The organism is Polaribacter reichenbachii (assembly GCF_001975665.1).
GTDB classification, from domain to species: Bacteria; Bacteroidota; Bacteroidia; order Flavobacteriales; family Flavobacteriaceae; genus Polaribacter; species Polaribacter reichenbachii.
The window spans coordinates 2,631,919-2,646,637 of the sequence record NZ_CP019419.1 but is presented as its reverse complement, the minus strand read 5'-3'; the positions used below and the strand labels follow the sequence as shown (position 1 = coordinate 2,646,637).

The following is a 14,719-nucleotide window of genomic DNA, read 5'->3' as shown; positions in this document are numbered from 1 at the left end:
TTTTTGATTGTATAAATTTCTTACTTTCTTTTCTGATTTAAAGAAGTAGGTTTTTCTAATTTCTTAACAGGCGTTCCATATAAATCGTAATCTCCTGCTTCATGAATTTCTATATCGATAAATTCACCGATTTTAATATAATGTTCTCTAGCATCAACTAAAACATCATTATCTACATCTGGCGAATCGAATTCTGTACGTCCGTAGAAATACTCACCATCTTTTCTATCAAACAAACAACGAAAAGTTTTACCTATTTTTTGTTGATTCAGTTCCCAAGAAATCTGAGACTGAACTTCCATTATTTCGTTAACTCTTTTAAACTTCACATCAGCAGGTACATCATCTTCTAAAACATAAGCACCCGTATTTTCTTCATGCGAATATTCAAAAGCACCTAATCTTTCAAAACGCATTTCTTCTACCCAATCTTTTAATTCTTTAAACATTTCTTCTGTTTCTCCTGGATAACCAACAATTAAAGTAGTTCTTATTGCCATTTCTGGTACAACTTCTCTAAATTTATGAATTAAAGCCGTAGTTTTTTCGTGCGTTGTTCCTCTTTTCATCGATTTTAACAACTCAGAATTAATGTGTTGTAAAGGAATATCTAAATAATTACACACTTTTGGCTCACGTTTCATCACCTCTAAAACATCCATAGGAAAACCTGTAGGGAAAGCATAATGCATTCTAATCCATTCTATTCCCTCTACTTTTGTAAGTGCTTCTAATAATTGTGCTAGAGCTCTTTTTTTGTAAATATCTAATCCATAATAAGTTAAATCTTGCGCAATTAGCATAATTTCTTTAATTCCTTTTTCTGCTAATTTTGTTGCTTCTATAACAATATCTTCTATAGGCGTAGATCTATGTTTACCACGCATCAAAGGAATTGCACAAAATGAACAAGGTCTATCACAACCTTCTGCAATTTTTAAATAAGCATAATGTTTTGGAGTTGTTGTTAAACGTTCTCCTATTAATTCGTGCTTATAATCTGCTTCTAAAGCTTGTAGTAAATTTGGTAAATCGTGTGTACCAAAATACTGATCTACATTCGTAATTTCTTTTTCTAAATCTGGTTTATAACGCTCGCTTAAACATCCAGACACAAAAACTTTATCAATTTCACCAGCTTCTTTTCTTTGTGCATAGTGCAAAATAGTATCAATAGATTCTTCTTTAGCTTTTCCTATAAATCCGCAAGTATTAATAACCACAATATTTCCATCATCGTTTTCATCTTCGTGTACCACGTTTTTACCATTGGCTTTTAACTGTCCCATTAAAACCTCACTGTCGTAAATGTTTTTAGAGCAACCTAAAGTAACAACGTTTATCTTATTTTGTTTGATGGATTTTGTACGCATATCATTAATTTATTAAAGCGAGGGCAAAAATAGTACTTTTTAAATGATTGGTAATCTTTCTATTGATAGTTTTCTGGTATCTTTCTTGCTTTTGTTAACGCTTCGAAAGCATAACCAATTTCTAATAACTTTCTTTCGGAAAAAGGTTTGCCTACAAATGTTAAACTTATTGGCTCTCCAGATGCTTTGTAACCCATTGGCACTGTTAATGTAGGATGTAAAGCAACAGCTGCAATACCAGAATGATAATTATTGATAGATAAAATAGCATCTAAATTATTTTGTTTTAAAGCTTGTAAATATTTTTCTCCTTCTAGTTTTAAATTATTTTTTATAACTTCTAGCTCTTTTAAAGTAGTCGAATCATTTACTATACCATCAAACAATTGTTGCCCATAAGGAGCTCTTAGCAAAGAATCCTTTTTATTAAACGCAACTACACTGTTCACATTTTTTACAAAAATAGATTTGTCAGCTTGTTCTGACAAATATTTAGGTAAATCGTGTTTCATATCAATATTTAATAACGTTCTAAAACCGTTAAAAGAAATTTCTGGAGGTGTTATTTCTACAATTTCGGCTCCTGCCTTTCTTAATTTTTCTATATTTAAAGCATAAATTGAATCTGATAAAAGTGTTTTTAAAACCCCCAATTTTACACCTTTAAAATCACTTTTAAATTCATTTTTAAACGATGATTCTTTTATTTCTTTTGATGCAGTATCATTTTTATCATAACCCAACATTGCCTCCAGAAAAATAGCATTATCTATTACAGATTTTGTCATTGGGCCAGGAGTATCTAAAGTTGATGAAATTGGTACAATACCTGTTCTACTTAAAACACCAATAGTTGGTTTTAAGCCTACAACAGAATTTAAACTTGATGGAGAAGTGATAGACCCAGATGTTTCTGTACCTACTGCAGCCACAGCAAAATTTGTTGCAACTGCTACTCCACTTCCAGAAGAACTTCCTCCTGTTTCAAAATTTCCTCTTCCATAAGGATTTAAAGTTTGACCACCAATTGCTGAGTATCCTAAAGGACAACCTGAACAAAAGTAATAAGCCCATTCACTTAGGTTTACTTTTCCTAAAATTAAAGCACCTTTTTCTTTGAGTTTCTCTACTATAAAAGCATCGTTTTTGGTATAATTTCTTTGTAAAGCAATTGCCCCAGCTGTAGTTGGCATCTCTTTAGTATTGATATTGTCTTTTAATAAAATTGGCATTCCGTAAATAGAAAAATCAGAAATACGTTTTTTCGCTTTATCTTTTTTTCTTGCTTCTTCTATTACATTCGGATTTAGAGCGATAATTGAATTTAAAGATTTTGTAGAATCACTTTCAAATTTTCTTATTCTGTACAAATAAAAAAGTGTCAATTTTTCGTAACTCAATTTACCTTCTTTTATGCTTTTTTGAAGTGTTGGAATATCTTGTTCTAAAATTAAAGGTTTTAAAGATTGATAATCTTCTTCAGAAAAATACGCTAAATCTTCTTGAAAAGGTTTAAATACATCATTCATATCTAAAACTTTAGATTGAAAAAGTTTAAACTGCATTCTTTTACGTTTATGATTTTGTTGTGAGATTAATGCATCAGTTTCATCATATTTTGCAAAAATTACATCTGGTTGTTTTTCTTTACACGCATAAATAAGGAGCATAAAAACCATTAAAATAGAAAAGTTTTTCATTGTATTTGATTTGATACTCAAATATAATATTTAATTTTTTCTACCTACTGGGATTTGAAGAGTTACTCTATCTAAATTTAATAAGGTGATAAGTTCTAAATAATTACTTTTTTAATTGAACGTTTAAATGGATTTATGCTTTTTATACATTTAAAAAGATTGTATCTTTAAGACACATTATTAAATACAAAAAAAATAAAAATATGGAATGGATTTATGATATTAAAGACCCTCTTTGGGAAACAATAATAGGAAGTGTACTTATTTTCTTTGTTATTATTTTATTGACGAGAATTATTGGTCTTAGAAGTTTTGCGAAATTTACAGCTTACGATTTTGCTTTTACAATTGCCATTGGTAGTATTCTTTCTTCTATTCTAACATCTAGTACAAGTGTTGTTCACGGTTCTGTAGCAATTGCGAGTTTACTAAGCTTAACTTTTATATTCTCTTTTTTACAAAGAATTTTCCCAAAATTAGATGCACTAATCTCTAACAAACCTTTATTATTAATGGATGGTAGCGAAATTTTATACGAAAACCTTAAATCTGCCAGAATTCAAAAAAGTCAATTAATTGCAAAACTTAGAGAAGCAAATGTTGTTGATATGAGTAAAGTAAAAGCTGTTGTTTTAGAATCTACAGGAGATATTTCTGTTTTACATTCTTCTGATGAAAATTGTAAACTGAACAATGAATTACTTGAAGACGTTAAAACAACCCCTTAACTAAATAACATAAAAAAATCTGATAATTTTTAAGCAACTAATTTTTACTTAAAAAAAGAATCTACAAATTCTACTTTATTAAAGACTTGTAAATCATCTATTCCTTCACCTACACCAATGTATTTTACAGGTATTTTAAACTGATCAGAAATACCAATTACAACTCCGCCTTTTGCTGTACCATCTAATTTTGTTACTGCTAAAGAGGTTACTTCTGTTGCTTTTGTAAATTGTTTGGCTTGCTCAAATGCATTTTGACCTGTAGAACCATCTAAAACTAATAAAACATCGTGAGGTGAATTATCTACCACTTTTTGCATTACACGTTTTATTTTGGTTAACTCGTTCATTAAATTTACCTTATTATGTAAACGACCAGCAGTATCTATAATTACAACATCTGCATCTTGATTTACTGCAGATTTTAAAGTATCAAATGCTACTGATGCAGGATCAGATCCCATTTCTTGACGAATTATTGGCACATCTGTTCTATCTGCCCAAACTTGTAATTGATCTATGGCTGCTGCTCTAAACGTATCTGCTGCACCTAAAACCACTTTTAAGCCTTGTTTTTTAAATTGACTTGCTAATTTACCTATTGTAGTAGTTTTACCAACTCCATTTACACCAACTACCATTAAAACATAAGGCATTTTATTGCCATCCTTTTTTGGTATTTCTGGTATTATAAATTCGCTTTCGTTACCAATATTTGTTTCTGATAAAAGACCTGCTATTTCTTCTCTAAGAATTCTGTTTAGCTCATCTGTACCTACATATTTATCTTTGGCAACACGTTCTTCTATTCTTTCGATAATTTTTAATGTGGTATTTACACCAACATCAGAAGCTACTAAAACTTCTTCTAAATTATCTAAAACATCATCATCTACTTTAGATTTACCTGCAACTGCTTTAGATAGTTTACCAAAAAAACTTTCTTTTGTTTTCTCTAAACCTTTGTCTAGTGTTTCCTTTTTTTCTTTCGAAAAAATCTTTTTAAAAAAACTCATATTTTTGAGTTGTTAGTTTTTAGTTCTTACTATTTGGTTGTCTAAAATTATACCAAATTAAATATTTGTCAAAATGGCTGATTATTATTTATGATGGCAGACAAGTTGCGTTAGGGATTGCAGCGATATCCTTTTTTTAATAAGTAACAGCGTTAGCAGTTTCTTATTAAAAAAAGATTTAGCGTAAAGCCCGACCTTTAGGTAACGCCCATATTAAAAAATAAGCTTTAAATGACACAAATGTAAAGATATAAAAAAAGCTACTCTCTAAAAGAAAGTAGCTTTAAAATATTGTTTAGTAGTTTATTACTTTTTTGATAAAAAAGCGTCTACTTTAGATGGGTCCATAATTGCTTCTACAAACATATAAGCTCCTGTTTTTGGAGATTTAACCATTTTGATTGCTTTACTTAATCTTTTTGATCCTGTTTGTAACGATGCTACTGATTTTTTTGCCATTTTGTAAATGTTTTAAATCTATGTGCTCTATTCTGAGTTCTAGATAGTTGTATTATTTAATTTCTTTGTGAACAGTCATTTTCTTTAAGATAGGATTGAATTTTTTAATTTCCATTCTATCTGGAGTGTTCTTCTTGTTCTTAGTTGTAATGTATCTAGAAGTACCTGGTTTACCAGTTGCTTTGTGCTCTGTGCACTCTAAAATTACCTGAACTCTGTTTCCTTTTTTTGCCATCTCTATATAAAATTTTAGTTAGCCTCAGCTTATTTAGTTAAAAAACCGTTAGCTCTAGCTTCTTTTATAACTGCAGAAATTCCTTTCTTGTTAATATTTTTTAAAGCAGATGCAGATACTTTTAAAGTAATCCATTTATCTTCCTCTGGAATGTAAAAACGCTTCGTCATTAAATTAGCGTCAAACTTTCTTTTGGTTCTATTCATTGCGTGAGAAACATTGTTCCCAACCATTGCTTTTTTTCCTGTTAATTCACAAACTCTAGACATCTTCTCGACAGTTTTATAGTGTTATCTCTAAACGAGGTGCAAATCTACAAATAATTATATATCTGAACAAAAGAAATTTACTAATTTTTTAATATTTCTTTTTGAAGCATTTGTAAGGCCATATTTACGGTTTTATCGATAACTCTACCTCTTGGTTTTCCAAAATTAAATTCTTCTACAAAAATTTCTGAATCTGTTGCTAAAGCTATAAAAACTACACCTACACTTTTGTCGGTTTTATCTGAAGTTGGCCCAGCATTACCTGTTACAGCTATTGCATAATTACTTTGTAACTTTTCTTTGGCACATTTTGCCATTTCTTTGGCTACTGCTGCACTAACTACTGTGTGTTTTTTTATAGTTTCTGCTGATACACCTAATAAATTAATTTTAGTGTCTTCTGAATAAGTTACAAAACCTCCTTTAAAATAGGCTGATGAACCTGCTATTGAAACTAAGGTTGATGCAATTTTACCTCCTGTTACACTTTCTGCAACAGTTACAGTTTTACCTTTAGTCTTTAATAAATCTCCGACTGTTTTTTCTATTTCTCCATCTTCATCAATACCTGTAATAATATCTGGTATTAATTGATACAGTTCTTCTATTAATTTATGTAAAGTTTCTTCTAACAAAATGCTATCATCGCCTTTGGCTGATAATCGCAAACGAACTTTACCATAATTGGGTAAGTAAGCTAACTTTATATATAATGGTAAGTTATTTTCGAAATCTTCAATTCTTTCTGCCAAAGAACTTTCTCCTAAACCATAAGTAATAACTGTTTTATGTATAATATAAGGTAATTTGAATTGTTTTTGAATTTTTGGTAAAACTTCAAATTCCATTAGACCTTTCATTTCGTGAGGTACACCTGGTAAAGACACAAAAACGGTTTCATTTTCGTAAAACCACATTCCAGGTGCAGTGCCTAACTTATTTTCTAAAACTGTTGCTTTTGTTGGTACTAAACCTTGTAAACGATTTAACTCGCCAAAGGGAATATTATATTTTTGAAACAAAGCTTTAATATGATGTACAACTTTTTCATTTAATGCTAAGGTATCATTAAAATATTCTACAATTGTATGTTTCGTAATATCGTCTTTTGTTGGCCCTAAACCTCCTGTAATAATTACAATATCTACTCTTTCTTGTGCTTCTTTTAAAGCATTTAGAATATGTTGTTTATCATCTTGAATTGACGAGATTTGATATACAGAAACACCGATTTTATTTAATTCAGTTCCTATCCATTGTGAGTTTGTATCTACAATCTGACCGATTAAAATCTCATCTCCTATAGTTATGATTTCTGCTTTCATTATTGATTTATAGTTGTAATATATGAATGTAAAAAAGTAGTAAAGTTTTACTATTCTACTTATTTAGTTTCAAGTTCTTCTTCGCTTTTTCCTATTTGATCTATTAAAATATCATTTTTAGGATTTTTATAATCCCAATTTTTTTCTAAATATTTATACAATAAATAACATCCTAAAAGACCAAATGGCATTGCAACTAACCCTAAAATATAATCGTTTAAGGTATTAGAAAAACTTTCGATTATAATTAATGTAACTGTTGCAAACACAATACTAACTGCGTAGTAAACTACAATTCCTAAAATTGCATAACCCCACTGACTTTTATTATATTCTTCTGCTAATTTGTAAAACTTTTTTCCTAGCCAATAAATTAAAATTAATCCTAACATATTTTTATTTTTTTTTTAAATTGAAAGCTAGATTTATCCAACTTTAATCTTTACCAATTTTATCAACTTCGTTTTTTAGTTTCTTTTTCTTACTCCAAATAAAATTTAAAGTTTTAAATAAAATTACAACAAAAACAAAACCTGCAATAGAAGATTTAAAAGATAAATTGGTTATTTCAAACTCATTAATAATTGTTTCAGTAAAAAACCTGATGTATAATATATACATAATACTACCTAAGTAAAATGAAGCAATTCCTAAAAAACCACATAGCCATTTATATTTATTATGATTCTCTGCAAGTCTATAGAAATAAAAACCTACATAAAATAAAAAAATATAACTAAGTAGTTTTATTGCCAATTTTAATTTACTTTACTCTAATATTAAAAGCTTCTTTACCTTCTATTACACCTTTTAAGGTATCGTTTTCTACAACTTTACCTACTCCTGCAGGAGTTCCTGTAAAAATAATATCTCCTTTTTTTAGAGTAAAATACTGAGAAACGTAGGCGATTAATTCGTCTGTTTTCCACAACATTGCATTTGTGTTTCCATCTTGTACAATTTCTTCATTTTTATACAATTGGAATTTTAAATTCTCTAAATCGAATTCTTCTTTTGGATAAAACTCACCTACAACTGCACTACCATCAAAAGCTTTTGCTTTTTCCCATGGCAAACCTTTTTCTTTGCATTTAGCTTGTACATCTCTTGCTGTAAAATCGATACCTAATCCTATTTCATCATAATATTTATGTGCAAACTTGGCATCTATATGTTTACCAACTTTATTAATTTTTACCAAAACCTCAACTTCATAATGAACATCTTCAGAAAAAGGAGGAATAAAAAAAGGATTTTTTCTAGGTAAAATTGCAGAGTCTGGCTTTAGAAAAACAACAGGATTCTCTGGTCTTTCATTTGCTAATTCTTCTATATGTTTTGCGTAATTGCGCCCAATACAGATTATTTTCATCCCATCTTAATCTTCCCAAAGGGAAGAAATTGTTACGTTAATATTTTATTTTCAGAATGTTTCTCACCAATTTTGGGAAATTAAAAGGGGCTATTATTCCCCAGATTCTGGAAAAACAATTGCTCTATTTCCTGATACAATTATTTGATTATTTAAATGACATTTTACGGCTCTTGCTAAAACTAGTTTTTCAATATCTGCACCAATCCTTTTTAATGTCTGAGTGGTACTTTCGTGAGTTACTGGTTTAACATCTTGTTCAATAATTGGCCCTTCATCTAAATCTTCTGTAGCATAATGTGCTGTTGCTCCAATTAACTTCACTCCTCTTTCGTATGCTCTTTTGTATGGATTTGCTCCTTGAAAAGCGGGTAAAAATGAATGATGAATATTTATAATTCTATCTTTATAATAATTGATGAAATCTGATGACAAAATTTGCATATATCTTGCCATAACAACTAAATCAATTTCATTAGCATCTAACAATTGTTTAACTTGTTCTTCTTGTTCTGATTTCGTTTCTTTAGTTACAGGTAAATGATAATAAGGCACATTAAACATTTCTGCAATATGTCTTAATTTATTATGATTACTAATAACCATTTTAACATTACAATTTAATCTACCTTCATTAGAACGTTCTAATAAATCGTATAAATTATGACTTGTATGCGAAACCATAATTGCCACATTCTTCTTTTCATCACCGTAATTTACAGACCACTTAAACTGCAAAGGTTTGGCTAATTCTAAAAAACTTTCTTCTAATTGTTCTTTAGAAATATTTGTACCCTCAGCATTTAAACGAATACGCATAAAATACATATCTTCTACTGAGTTTACATATTGCTGACAACTTAAAATATTGAATCCTTTTTTATAAAAAAAACTAGTAATTTTTGCCACTAACCCTTTTTGATCTGGACATTTTATTAAAAAAGTTACTATTTGTGATTTCATTTTTTAATCGATTATAATAATGTTCTCGATACAAATTTATTCATCCTTCATAAATTCACTCGAACTGACAACTGCTTACTGTAAACTGCCTACTGATTTATGGTATCCATTTTTTAGGGAAATTTGGTTTTCTTTTTTCAAGAAAAGCGTCTCTTCCTTCTTTTGCTTCGTCTGTCATATAAGCTAAACGTGTAGCTTCACCTGCAAAAACTTGCTGACCAACCATTCCATCATCAGTTAAATTCATTGCAAATTTTAACATTTTAATAGAAGTCGGACTTTTTGCTAAAATTTCTTGTGCCCACTCATAAGCTGTACTTTCTAATTCTTCGTGAGGAATTACAGCATTTACCATTCCCATTTCATAAGCTTCTTGTGCAGAATAATTTCTACCTAAAAAGAAAATTTCTCTTGCTTTTTTCTGACCTACCATTTTTGCCAAATATGCAGATCCATATCCACCATCAAAAGAAGTTACATCTGCATCTGTTTGTTTAAAAATTGCGTGCTCTTTAGAAGCTAAGGTTAAATCGCAAACTACGTGCAAACTATGGCCACCACCAACTGCCCAACCAGGAACAACAGCAATTACAGCTTTTGGCATAAAACGTATTAATCTTTGTACTTCTAAAATATTTAATCTATGATAACCATCATCACCTACATAACCTTGATGACCTCTTGCTTTTTGATCTCCTCCAGAGCAAAAAGAATACACACCATCTTTTGTACTTGGCCCTTCTGCAGAAAGTAAAACGACACCAATTGAAGTATCTTCGCCTGCATCATAAAAAGCATCATACAATTCTTTGGTTGTTTTTGGTCTAAAAGCATTTCTAACATTTGGTCTGTTAAACGCTATTCTGGCTACTCCATTGCATTTCTTATAAGTTATATCTTCGTAAACTTTGGCAGTTTCCCATTCAGGTTGTATCATATTTTTGTATTTTGTACGTTCTTAAAGAGAACAAAAATCATCATCAGCAAAAATAAACAATCTAACTTATGATTAAGAAAACACTCACATTATTATTTATTCTTTTTTCTTTTGTAGGTTTTTCTCAAAAAACAATTGTTACCCCATTAAAATCTGATATTTTAGAAACCACTAGAAATATTAAAATTTATTTACCTGAAGGATATGAAAGAGACAGCATAAAAAATTATCCTTTAACCATTGTTTTAGATGAGGAATATATGTTTGATTCTTATGTTGGTACTTCAATTTTATTTGCAAAAAGAGATAAAGCACCAAAACAAATTGTAGTTGGTATTTCTATGGAAGAAACCAAACAAGAAGATATTTCTTTTAATAGATCTAATGGAACTTTTACAACTACTGCTCGTTATTTTTATGATTTTATTAGAGATGAAGTCATTTTTCATATGGAAAGTAATTACAGAACATCACCTTACATTTCTTTAATTGGGCAAGGTTATTCTGCAAATATGGTTTCTCATTTTTTAAAAGAAAACACAGCTTTTATAAACTCTTTTATTTGTATAAATCCTAGTTTTTCTGATTTTATAATTGGTGAATTACAAACTTATAATTTACCGAAATTCGCAAAAGAAGACAATACATTTTATTTTTACACTAACAATTCTGATTCTTTTTCTAAAAGTAAATCAGAGAAAATTGGCAAAGTACAGCAAGCATTATCTGAATTAGAAATCAAAAATTTTAATGTTATAAATGATGTAATTACTACTTCTAGTGCTGTTTCTGCAATTCACGAAGCAATACCAAGAGCAATGACAAAAATATTTGAAGTGTATTCTGCAATTTCGAAAGAAGAGTATGATGAAAAAATTAAAGACTTGGCGCCTAAAGACGCTATTTATTATTTAGAAAATAAATATTTAGAAATTGAATTTTTATTCGGTACAAATTTAGGAATTAGAGAAAGAGATATTTACGCAATAGAAAACATCATCATTGAAAAAGAAAATGGAAAAAGATTAAGAGATTTTGGTGATATGATTCTAAAGATATTTCCAACTTCACCTTTAGGAGAATATTATATTGGTCGTTATTACGAATCTGCAAAAATGACTAAAAAAGCATTAAAATATTACAAAATTGGCTATGGTAAAATGGATCCTGCAGACCCAAATTCTGATGCTTATTATGAAAATATTTTAAGATTAGGAGGACAGTAGTTCAGTATGCAGTATTTTAGTTTGCAGTTGGCAGTCAAGATTTATTAAATAACAATGACTGCCAACTGTAGACTGTAGACTTAAAAATGCTTACTCATTTAAAAGCTCAATTCTATCTTCTTTAATTACAATTAATTTGTTTCTGTACAGATTACCAACTGCTTTTTTAAAGGCTTTTTTACTCATTTTCATATGAAAACGAATAGAATCTGGTGAACTTTTGTCTGTTAATAACAAAAACCCTTCTCTGCTATTTTTTAGTTTTTCTAGTACTTTTTCTACATCTGCATCAATTACATTTCTAAAACCTTGTGGCCTAAGAGAAACATCTATTTTACCATCTTCTCGAATTTGTTTGATGTATCCAACAACTTCCATATCTACTTCTAAATCCTGAAAAACTTCACTTCTAAAAAGTAAACCTTCGTATTCTTCATTAATTAGTACAGAATATCCTAATCCAGTTTCTTTTTCAATTACTAACTGAACTTTTTCTCCTTCCTTTAAATTGATATCTCCTTCTTGATATTCGTCTTGTAAATCCATTATTTTATATATTTAAAATATTCTTTTAAAATTAAATCATTTTCTGCACTTGGCGTAAAAATTTCTAAAATTTTTGGTTTTTTCATTTCTTCTGAATTTATTTCAGTATCTGACTCATAAAAACCATTTAATGCTTCTGTTACTGTTTCTGTTGATGATGCTTGCAAATAATCGAAATCATACATTTTGCACAAATGTTCTGCGGTTAAACAATGTGGTGTTTCAAAATACTTAGCAGCATTTGTAGTTGATGGGCCAGGAATAATTTTAAAAATTCCTCCACCAGAATTATTAATCAAAACAATTCTAAAATTATTAGGAATATTTTTATTCCATAAAGCATTCGAATCGTAGAAAAAACTTAAATCTCCTGTAATAAAAACCGTTTGATTTTTACTTGCAAAAGCAGCTCCAATTGCTGTTGATGTGCTTCCATCAATTCCGCTTGTACCTCTATTACAGAAAACACGTAACGAGTTTTTTAATTGAAACAACTGCGCATATCTAATAATTGCACTATTGCTAATTTGCAAATCTGAATTGTTGGGAATACTCTCTAAAACTTGCTCAAAAACCTTAAAATCTGAATGTTGTATTTGCGATAAATATTCAGTATGTTTTTCTCTTCTATAATCTCTAATTTCTAACCAATTCGATTGGTAATCACTTTTTTTCTTGGTGATAATTTTGTTGAAATTTGAGAAAAAATCAACTGGTTTTGTTTGTATAAATTCAGTTAAACAGAAAAAAGTATTGGTTGCTTTATGCTCATCAATATTCCAGTGATGTTTCGGTTGATATTCTCTTAAAAACTTTTTGATTCTCTTAGAAACAATCATACCACCAAAAGTGATAAGAATATCTGGTTGTAATTCTTGAAACTGAGCATCATCTAAAGAAAAAATTAATTGATCTATAGCATTTACTGCCTTTTTATAATATAAGTTTGATGTAGTTTCTGTAAAAATCATCACAGATTCATCATCAGAATATAAATCCATTAAGCTGTGCAATTCCTCATCTGGATAATTAACGCCAATTACCAACATTTTTTTATCAGCCGTATTCCAAATTTCTGCTAAATTTTGATAATTGATATTTGAATTATCTAGAGAACTCATAGAAATATTAGGGAAATGAAACGTTTTTAATTCACTAACAGTTTCATACAAAGGTTCATCAAAAGGAACATTAATATGCACAGGTCCTTTTTGTGATGTTGCAATTTGTAAAGCTTCACCTATTAATTGCGAATTTCTAGCAATAAATTTTGGGTTTTCTATCAAATTTGCAGAAAACAGTATATGATTTTCAAACACATTTTCTTGACGAATGGTTTGTCCATCACCAATATCTATTAAATGTTTTGGTCTGTCTGCAGAGATTACCACAAGTGGAATATTACTGTAAAAAGCCTCTGCAATTGCAGGATAATAATTTAATAATGCCGAACCAGAAGTACATAAAATAGCTACAGGTTTTTGCTTTTGTTGTGCAATACCTAGTGCAAAAAAAGCTGCACATCTTTCATCTACAACACTTAAAGTTTCTATTTCTGTATGATTTGAAAAACCTATAGTTAAAGGTGCATTCCTAGAACCAGGAGAAATAACAATTGTATCAATATTAAATTGATGACAAGCAGAAATTACAAGTTGTGCGAGTTCTTTTTTTGGGTACATTTATTAGTAACAAAGTTACAAAGCTTAACAAGTTGCAAAGTTAAGCTATCTAAGTGAGTAAATTTTAAAAGCAAAGTCGCAAACTCTCAAGATTAACTTTGAAACTTTGCGACTTTGCGACTAACTTTTCGGAATTAGTTTCCTTTTTGGTAATCTGCTAAAAATTTAGCCAAACCACTATCTGTTAAAGGGTGTTTTAATAAACCTTCGATTGCGCTTAATGGACCTGTCATTACATCAGAACCTAATTTTGCACAATTAACAACGTGCATTGTATTACGCACAGATGCTGCTAGAATTTGAGTTTCGAAATTATAGTTATCAAAAACCAATCTAATTTCAGAAATTAAGTTCATTCCGTCTGTAGAAATATCGTCTAAACGTCCTAAAAACGGAGAAACATAAGTTGCACCGGCTTTAGCAGCTAATAATGCTTGCCCTACAGAAAACACTAAAGTTACATTCGTTTTAATACCTTTAGAAGAAAAATATTTACACGCTTTTACACCGTCTTTTATCATTGGTAATTTTACCACAATCTGCGGATTTAAGGCAGCTAAAGCTTCACCTTCTTTTACCATTCCATCAAAATCTGTAGAGATAACTTCTGCAGAAACATCACCATCAACTAAATCACAAATTTCTTTGTAATGATTTATAATATTGTCTTGACCAGTAATCCCTTCTTTAGCCATTAAAGACGGATTTGTAGTTACACCATCTAAAATACCTAAAGCTTGTGCTTCTTTTATTTGTTCTAAATTTGCAGTATCTATAAAAAATTTCATTTTTTTTGAAAATTTATGATTAATTTGTAGCAAAGATAGTTACAATCATTTCTTTAACAGAAGAAATAATTATAAGTTTTATAAAGAATTGGTTAAAAAT

17 protein-coding genes are annotated in these 14,719 nt (G+C 29.5%); 2 read left to right on the top strand and 15 right to left on the bottom strand.

Features of this window, described 5'->3' with window-relative positions:
• Window positions 1–20 precede the first annotated feature (20 nt).
• Together rimO and BW723_RS11095 are read right to left on the bottom strand one after the other, a co-directional pair.
• Complete coding sequence (gene rimO, locus BW723_RS11100) at window positions 21–1,373, bottom strand: 30S ribosomal protein S12 methylthiotransferase RimO (RefSeq protein WP_068364876.1); 1,353 nt, start codon at window positions 1,371–1,373, stop codon at window positions 21–23.
• A 59-nt stretch (window positions 1,374–1,432) separates the two neighbouring features.
• Window positions 1,433–3,073, bottom strand: a complete 1,641-nt coding sequence (locus BW723_RS11095; RefSeq protein ID WP_068364879.1) for an amidase family protein — start codon at window positions 3,071–3,073, stop codon at window positions 1,433–1,435.
• 203 nt (window positions 3,074–3,276) lie between these two features.
• Between BW723_RS11095 and BW723_RS11090 the strand changes: the two genes are divergently transcribed.
• Window positions 3,277–3,801, top strand: a complete 525-nt coding sequence (locus tag BW723_RS11090; RefSeq protein WP_068364882.1) for a DUF421 domain-containing protein — start codon at window positions 3,277–3,279, stop codon at window positions 3,799–3,801.
• A 44-nt stretch (window positions 3,802–3,845) separates the two neighbouring features.
• Here the strand turns inward: BW723_RS11090 and ftsY are convergent, their stop codons facing one another.
• The 10 genes from ftsY to BW723_RS11040 all read right to left on the bottom strand — a co-directional run bounded on the left by ftsY (window position 3,846) and on the right by BW723_RS11040 (window position 10,377).
• Entirely contained in the window at window positions 3,846–4,817 is a 972-nt protein-coding gene (gene ftsY / locus BW723_RS11085) for a signal recognition particle-docking protein FtsY (protein ID WP_068364885.1), read from the bottom strand.
• 306 nt (window positions 4,818–5,123) lie between these two features.
• Window positions 5,124–5,276 carry a DUF4295 domain-containing protein gene (locus BW723_RS11080; RefSeq protein ID WP_068364889.1) on the bottom strand — a complete coding sequence of 51 codons (153 nt, stop codon included), beginning with the start codon at window positions 5,274–5,276 and terminating at the stop codon, window positions 5,124–5,126.
• 52 nt (window positions 5,277–5,328) lie between these two features.
• Entirely contained in the window at window positions 5,329–5,511 is a 183-nt protein-coding gene (rpmG, locus tag BW723_RS11075; protein WP_068364892.1) for a 50S ribosomal protein L33, read from the bottom strand.
• A 29-nt stretch (window positions 5,512–5,540) separates the two neighbouring features.
• Window positions 5,541–5,780 (bottom strand): 50S ribosomal protein L28, encoded by a 240-nt coding sequence (rpmB, locus tag BW723_RS11070; RefSeq protein WP_068364895.1) that lies wholly within the window; start codon window positions 5,778–5,780, stop codon window positions 5,541–5,543.
• A gap of 80 nt (window positions 5,781–5,860) precedes the next feature.
• Window positions 5,861–7,105 carry a competence/damage-inducible protein A gene (locus BW723_RS11065; protein WP_068364899.1) on the bottom strand — a complete coding sequence of 415 codons (1,245 nt, stop codon included), beginning with the start codon at window positions 7,103–7,105 and terminating at the stop codon, window positions 5,861–5,863.
• 59 nt (window positions 7,106–7,164) lie between these two features.
• Complete coding sequence (locus BW723_RS11060; protein ID WP_068364902.1) at window positions 7,165–7,497, bottom strand: hypothetical protein; 333 nt, start codon at window positions 7,495–7,497, stop codon at window positions 7,165–7,167.
• Window positions 7,498–7,540: 43 nt separating this feature from the next.
• Window positions 7,541–7,861, bottom strand: coding sequence for a hypothetical protein (locus tag BW723_RS11055; protein ID WP_068364905.1), 321 nt, complete (start codon window positions 7,859–7,861; stop codon window positions 7,541–7,543).
• 7 nt (window positions 7,862–7,868) lie between these two features.
• On the bottom strand, window positions 7,869–8,477 hold the full coding sequence (locus BW723_RS11050; RefSeq protein ID WP_068364908.1) for a fumarylacetoacetate hydrolase family protein: 609 nt from the start codon (window positions 8,475–8,477) through the stop codon (window positions 7,869–7,871).
• 93 nt (window positions 8,478–8,570) lie between these two features.
• Entirely contained in the window at window positions 8,571–9,440 is an 870-nt protein-coding gene (purU, locus tag BW723_RS11045; protein ID WP_068364911.1) for a formyltetrahydrofolate deformylase, read from the bottom strand.
• A 97-nt stretch (window positions 9,441–9,537) separates the two neighbouring features.
• The gene (locus tag BW723_RS11040; protein WP_068364914.1) at window positions 9,538–10,377 is read right to left on the bottom strand and encodes a 1,4-dihydroxy-2-naphthoyl-CoA synthase; all 840 of its coding nucleotides are present in this window, start codon (window positions 10,375–10,377) and stop codon (window positions 9,538–9,540) included.
• Window positions 10,378–10,445: 68 nt separating this feature from the next.
• Here BW723_RS11040 and BW723_RS11035 point away from each other — a divergent pair, with 68 nt between their 5' ends.
• Window positions 10,446–11,603: an alpha/beta hydrolase-fold protein gene (locus BW723_RS11035; protein WP_068364917.1), complete on the top strand. Its 1,158-nt coding sequence runs from the start codon at window positions 10,446–10,448 to the stop codon at window positions 11,601–11,603.
• 90 nt (window positions 11,604–11,693) lie between these two features.
• Here the strand turns inward: BW723_RS11035 and BW723_RS11030 are convergent, their stop codons facing one another.
• The 3 genes from BW723_RS11030 to fsa form a co-directional block, all read right to left on the bottom strand.
• Complete coding sequence (locus BW723_RS11030; protein WP_068364919.1) at window positions 11,694–12,149, bottom strand: S1 RNA-binding domain-containing protein; 456 nt, start codon at window positions 12,147–12,149, stop codon at window positions 11,694–11,696.
• Window positions 12,149–13,831, bottom strand: a complete 1,683-nt coding sequence (menD, locus tag BW723_RS11025) for a 2-succinyl-5-enolpyruvyl-6-hydroxy-3-cyclohexene-1-carboxylic-acid synthase (protein WP_068364922.1) — start codon at window positions 13,829–13,831, stop codon at window positions 12,149–12,151. Before menD ends, BW723_RS11030 begins: the two co-directional genes overlap by 1 nt.
• A 134-nt stretch (window positions 13,832–13,965) precedes the next feature.
• Window positions 13,966–14,619, bottom strand: coding sequence for a fructose-6-phosphate aldolase (gene fsa / locus BW723_RS11020; protein ID WP_068364925.1), 654 nt, complete (start codon window positions 14,617–14,619; stop codon window positions 13,966–13,968).
• Window positions 14,620–14,719 lie beyond the last annotated feature (100 nt).

Coding starts and splice junctions, on each gene's coding strand:
- rimO (WP_068364876.1), bottom strand. CDS start 1,373: ATGCGTACAAAATCCATCAAACAAAATAAGATAAACGTTGTTACTTTA.
- BW723_RS11095 (WP_068364879.1), bottom strand. CDS start 3,073: ATGAAAAACTTTTCTATTTTAATGGTTTTTATGCTCCTTATTTATGCG.
- BW723_RS11090 (WP_068364882.1), top strand. CDS start 3,277: ATGGAATGGATTTATGATATTAAAGACCCTCTTTGGGAAACAATAATA.
- ftsY (WP_068364885.1), bottom strand. CDS start 4,817: ATGAGTTTTTTTAAAAAGATTTTTTCGAAAGAAAAAAAGGAAACACTA.
- BW723_RS11080 (WP_068364889.1), bottom strand. CDS start 5,276: ATGGCAAAAAAATCAGTAGCATCGTTACAAACAGGATCAAAAAGATTA.
- rpmG (WP_068364892.1), bottom strand. CDS start 5,511: ATGGCAAAAAAAGGAAACAGAGTTCAGGTAATTTTAGAGTGCACAGAG.
- rpmB (WP_068364895.1), bottom strand. CDS start 5,780: ATGTCTAGAGTTTGTGAATTAACAGGAAAAAAAGCAATGGTTGGGAAC.
- BW723_RS11065 (WP_068364899.1), bottom strand. CDS start 7,105: ATGAAAGCAGAAATCATAACTATAGGAGATGAGATTTTAATCGGTCAG.
- BW723_RS11060 (WP_068364902.1), bottom strand. CDS start 7,497: ATGTTAGGATTAATTTTAATTTATTGGCTAGGAAAAAAGTTTTACAAA.
- BW723_RS11050 (WP_068364908.1), bottom strand. CDS start 8,477: ATGAAAATAATCTGTATTGGGCGCAATTACGCAAAACATATAGAAGAA.
- purU (WP_068364911.1), bottom strand. CDS start 9,440: ATGAAATCACAAATAGTAACTTTTTTAATAAAATGTCCAGATCAAAAA.
- BW723_RS11040 (WP_068364914.1), bottom strand. CDS start 10,377: ATGATACAACCTGAATGGGAAACTGCCAAAGTTTACGAAGATATAACT.
- BW723_RS11035 (WP_068364917.1), top strand. CDS start 10,446: ATGATTAAGAAAACACTCACATTATTATTTATTCTTTTTTCTTTTGTA.
- BW723_RS11030 (WP_068364919.1), bottom strand. CDS start 12,149: ATGGATTTACAAGACGAATATCAAGAAGGAGATATCAATTTAAAGGAA.
- menD (WP_068364922.1), bottom strand. CDS start 13,831: ATGTACCCAAAAAAAGAACTCGCACAACTTGTAATTTCTGCTTGTCAT.
- fsa (WP_068364925.1), bottom strand. CDS start 14,619: ATGAAATTTTTTATAGATACTGCAAATTTAGAACAAATAAAAGAAGCA.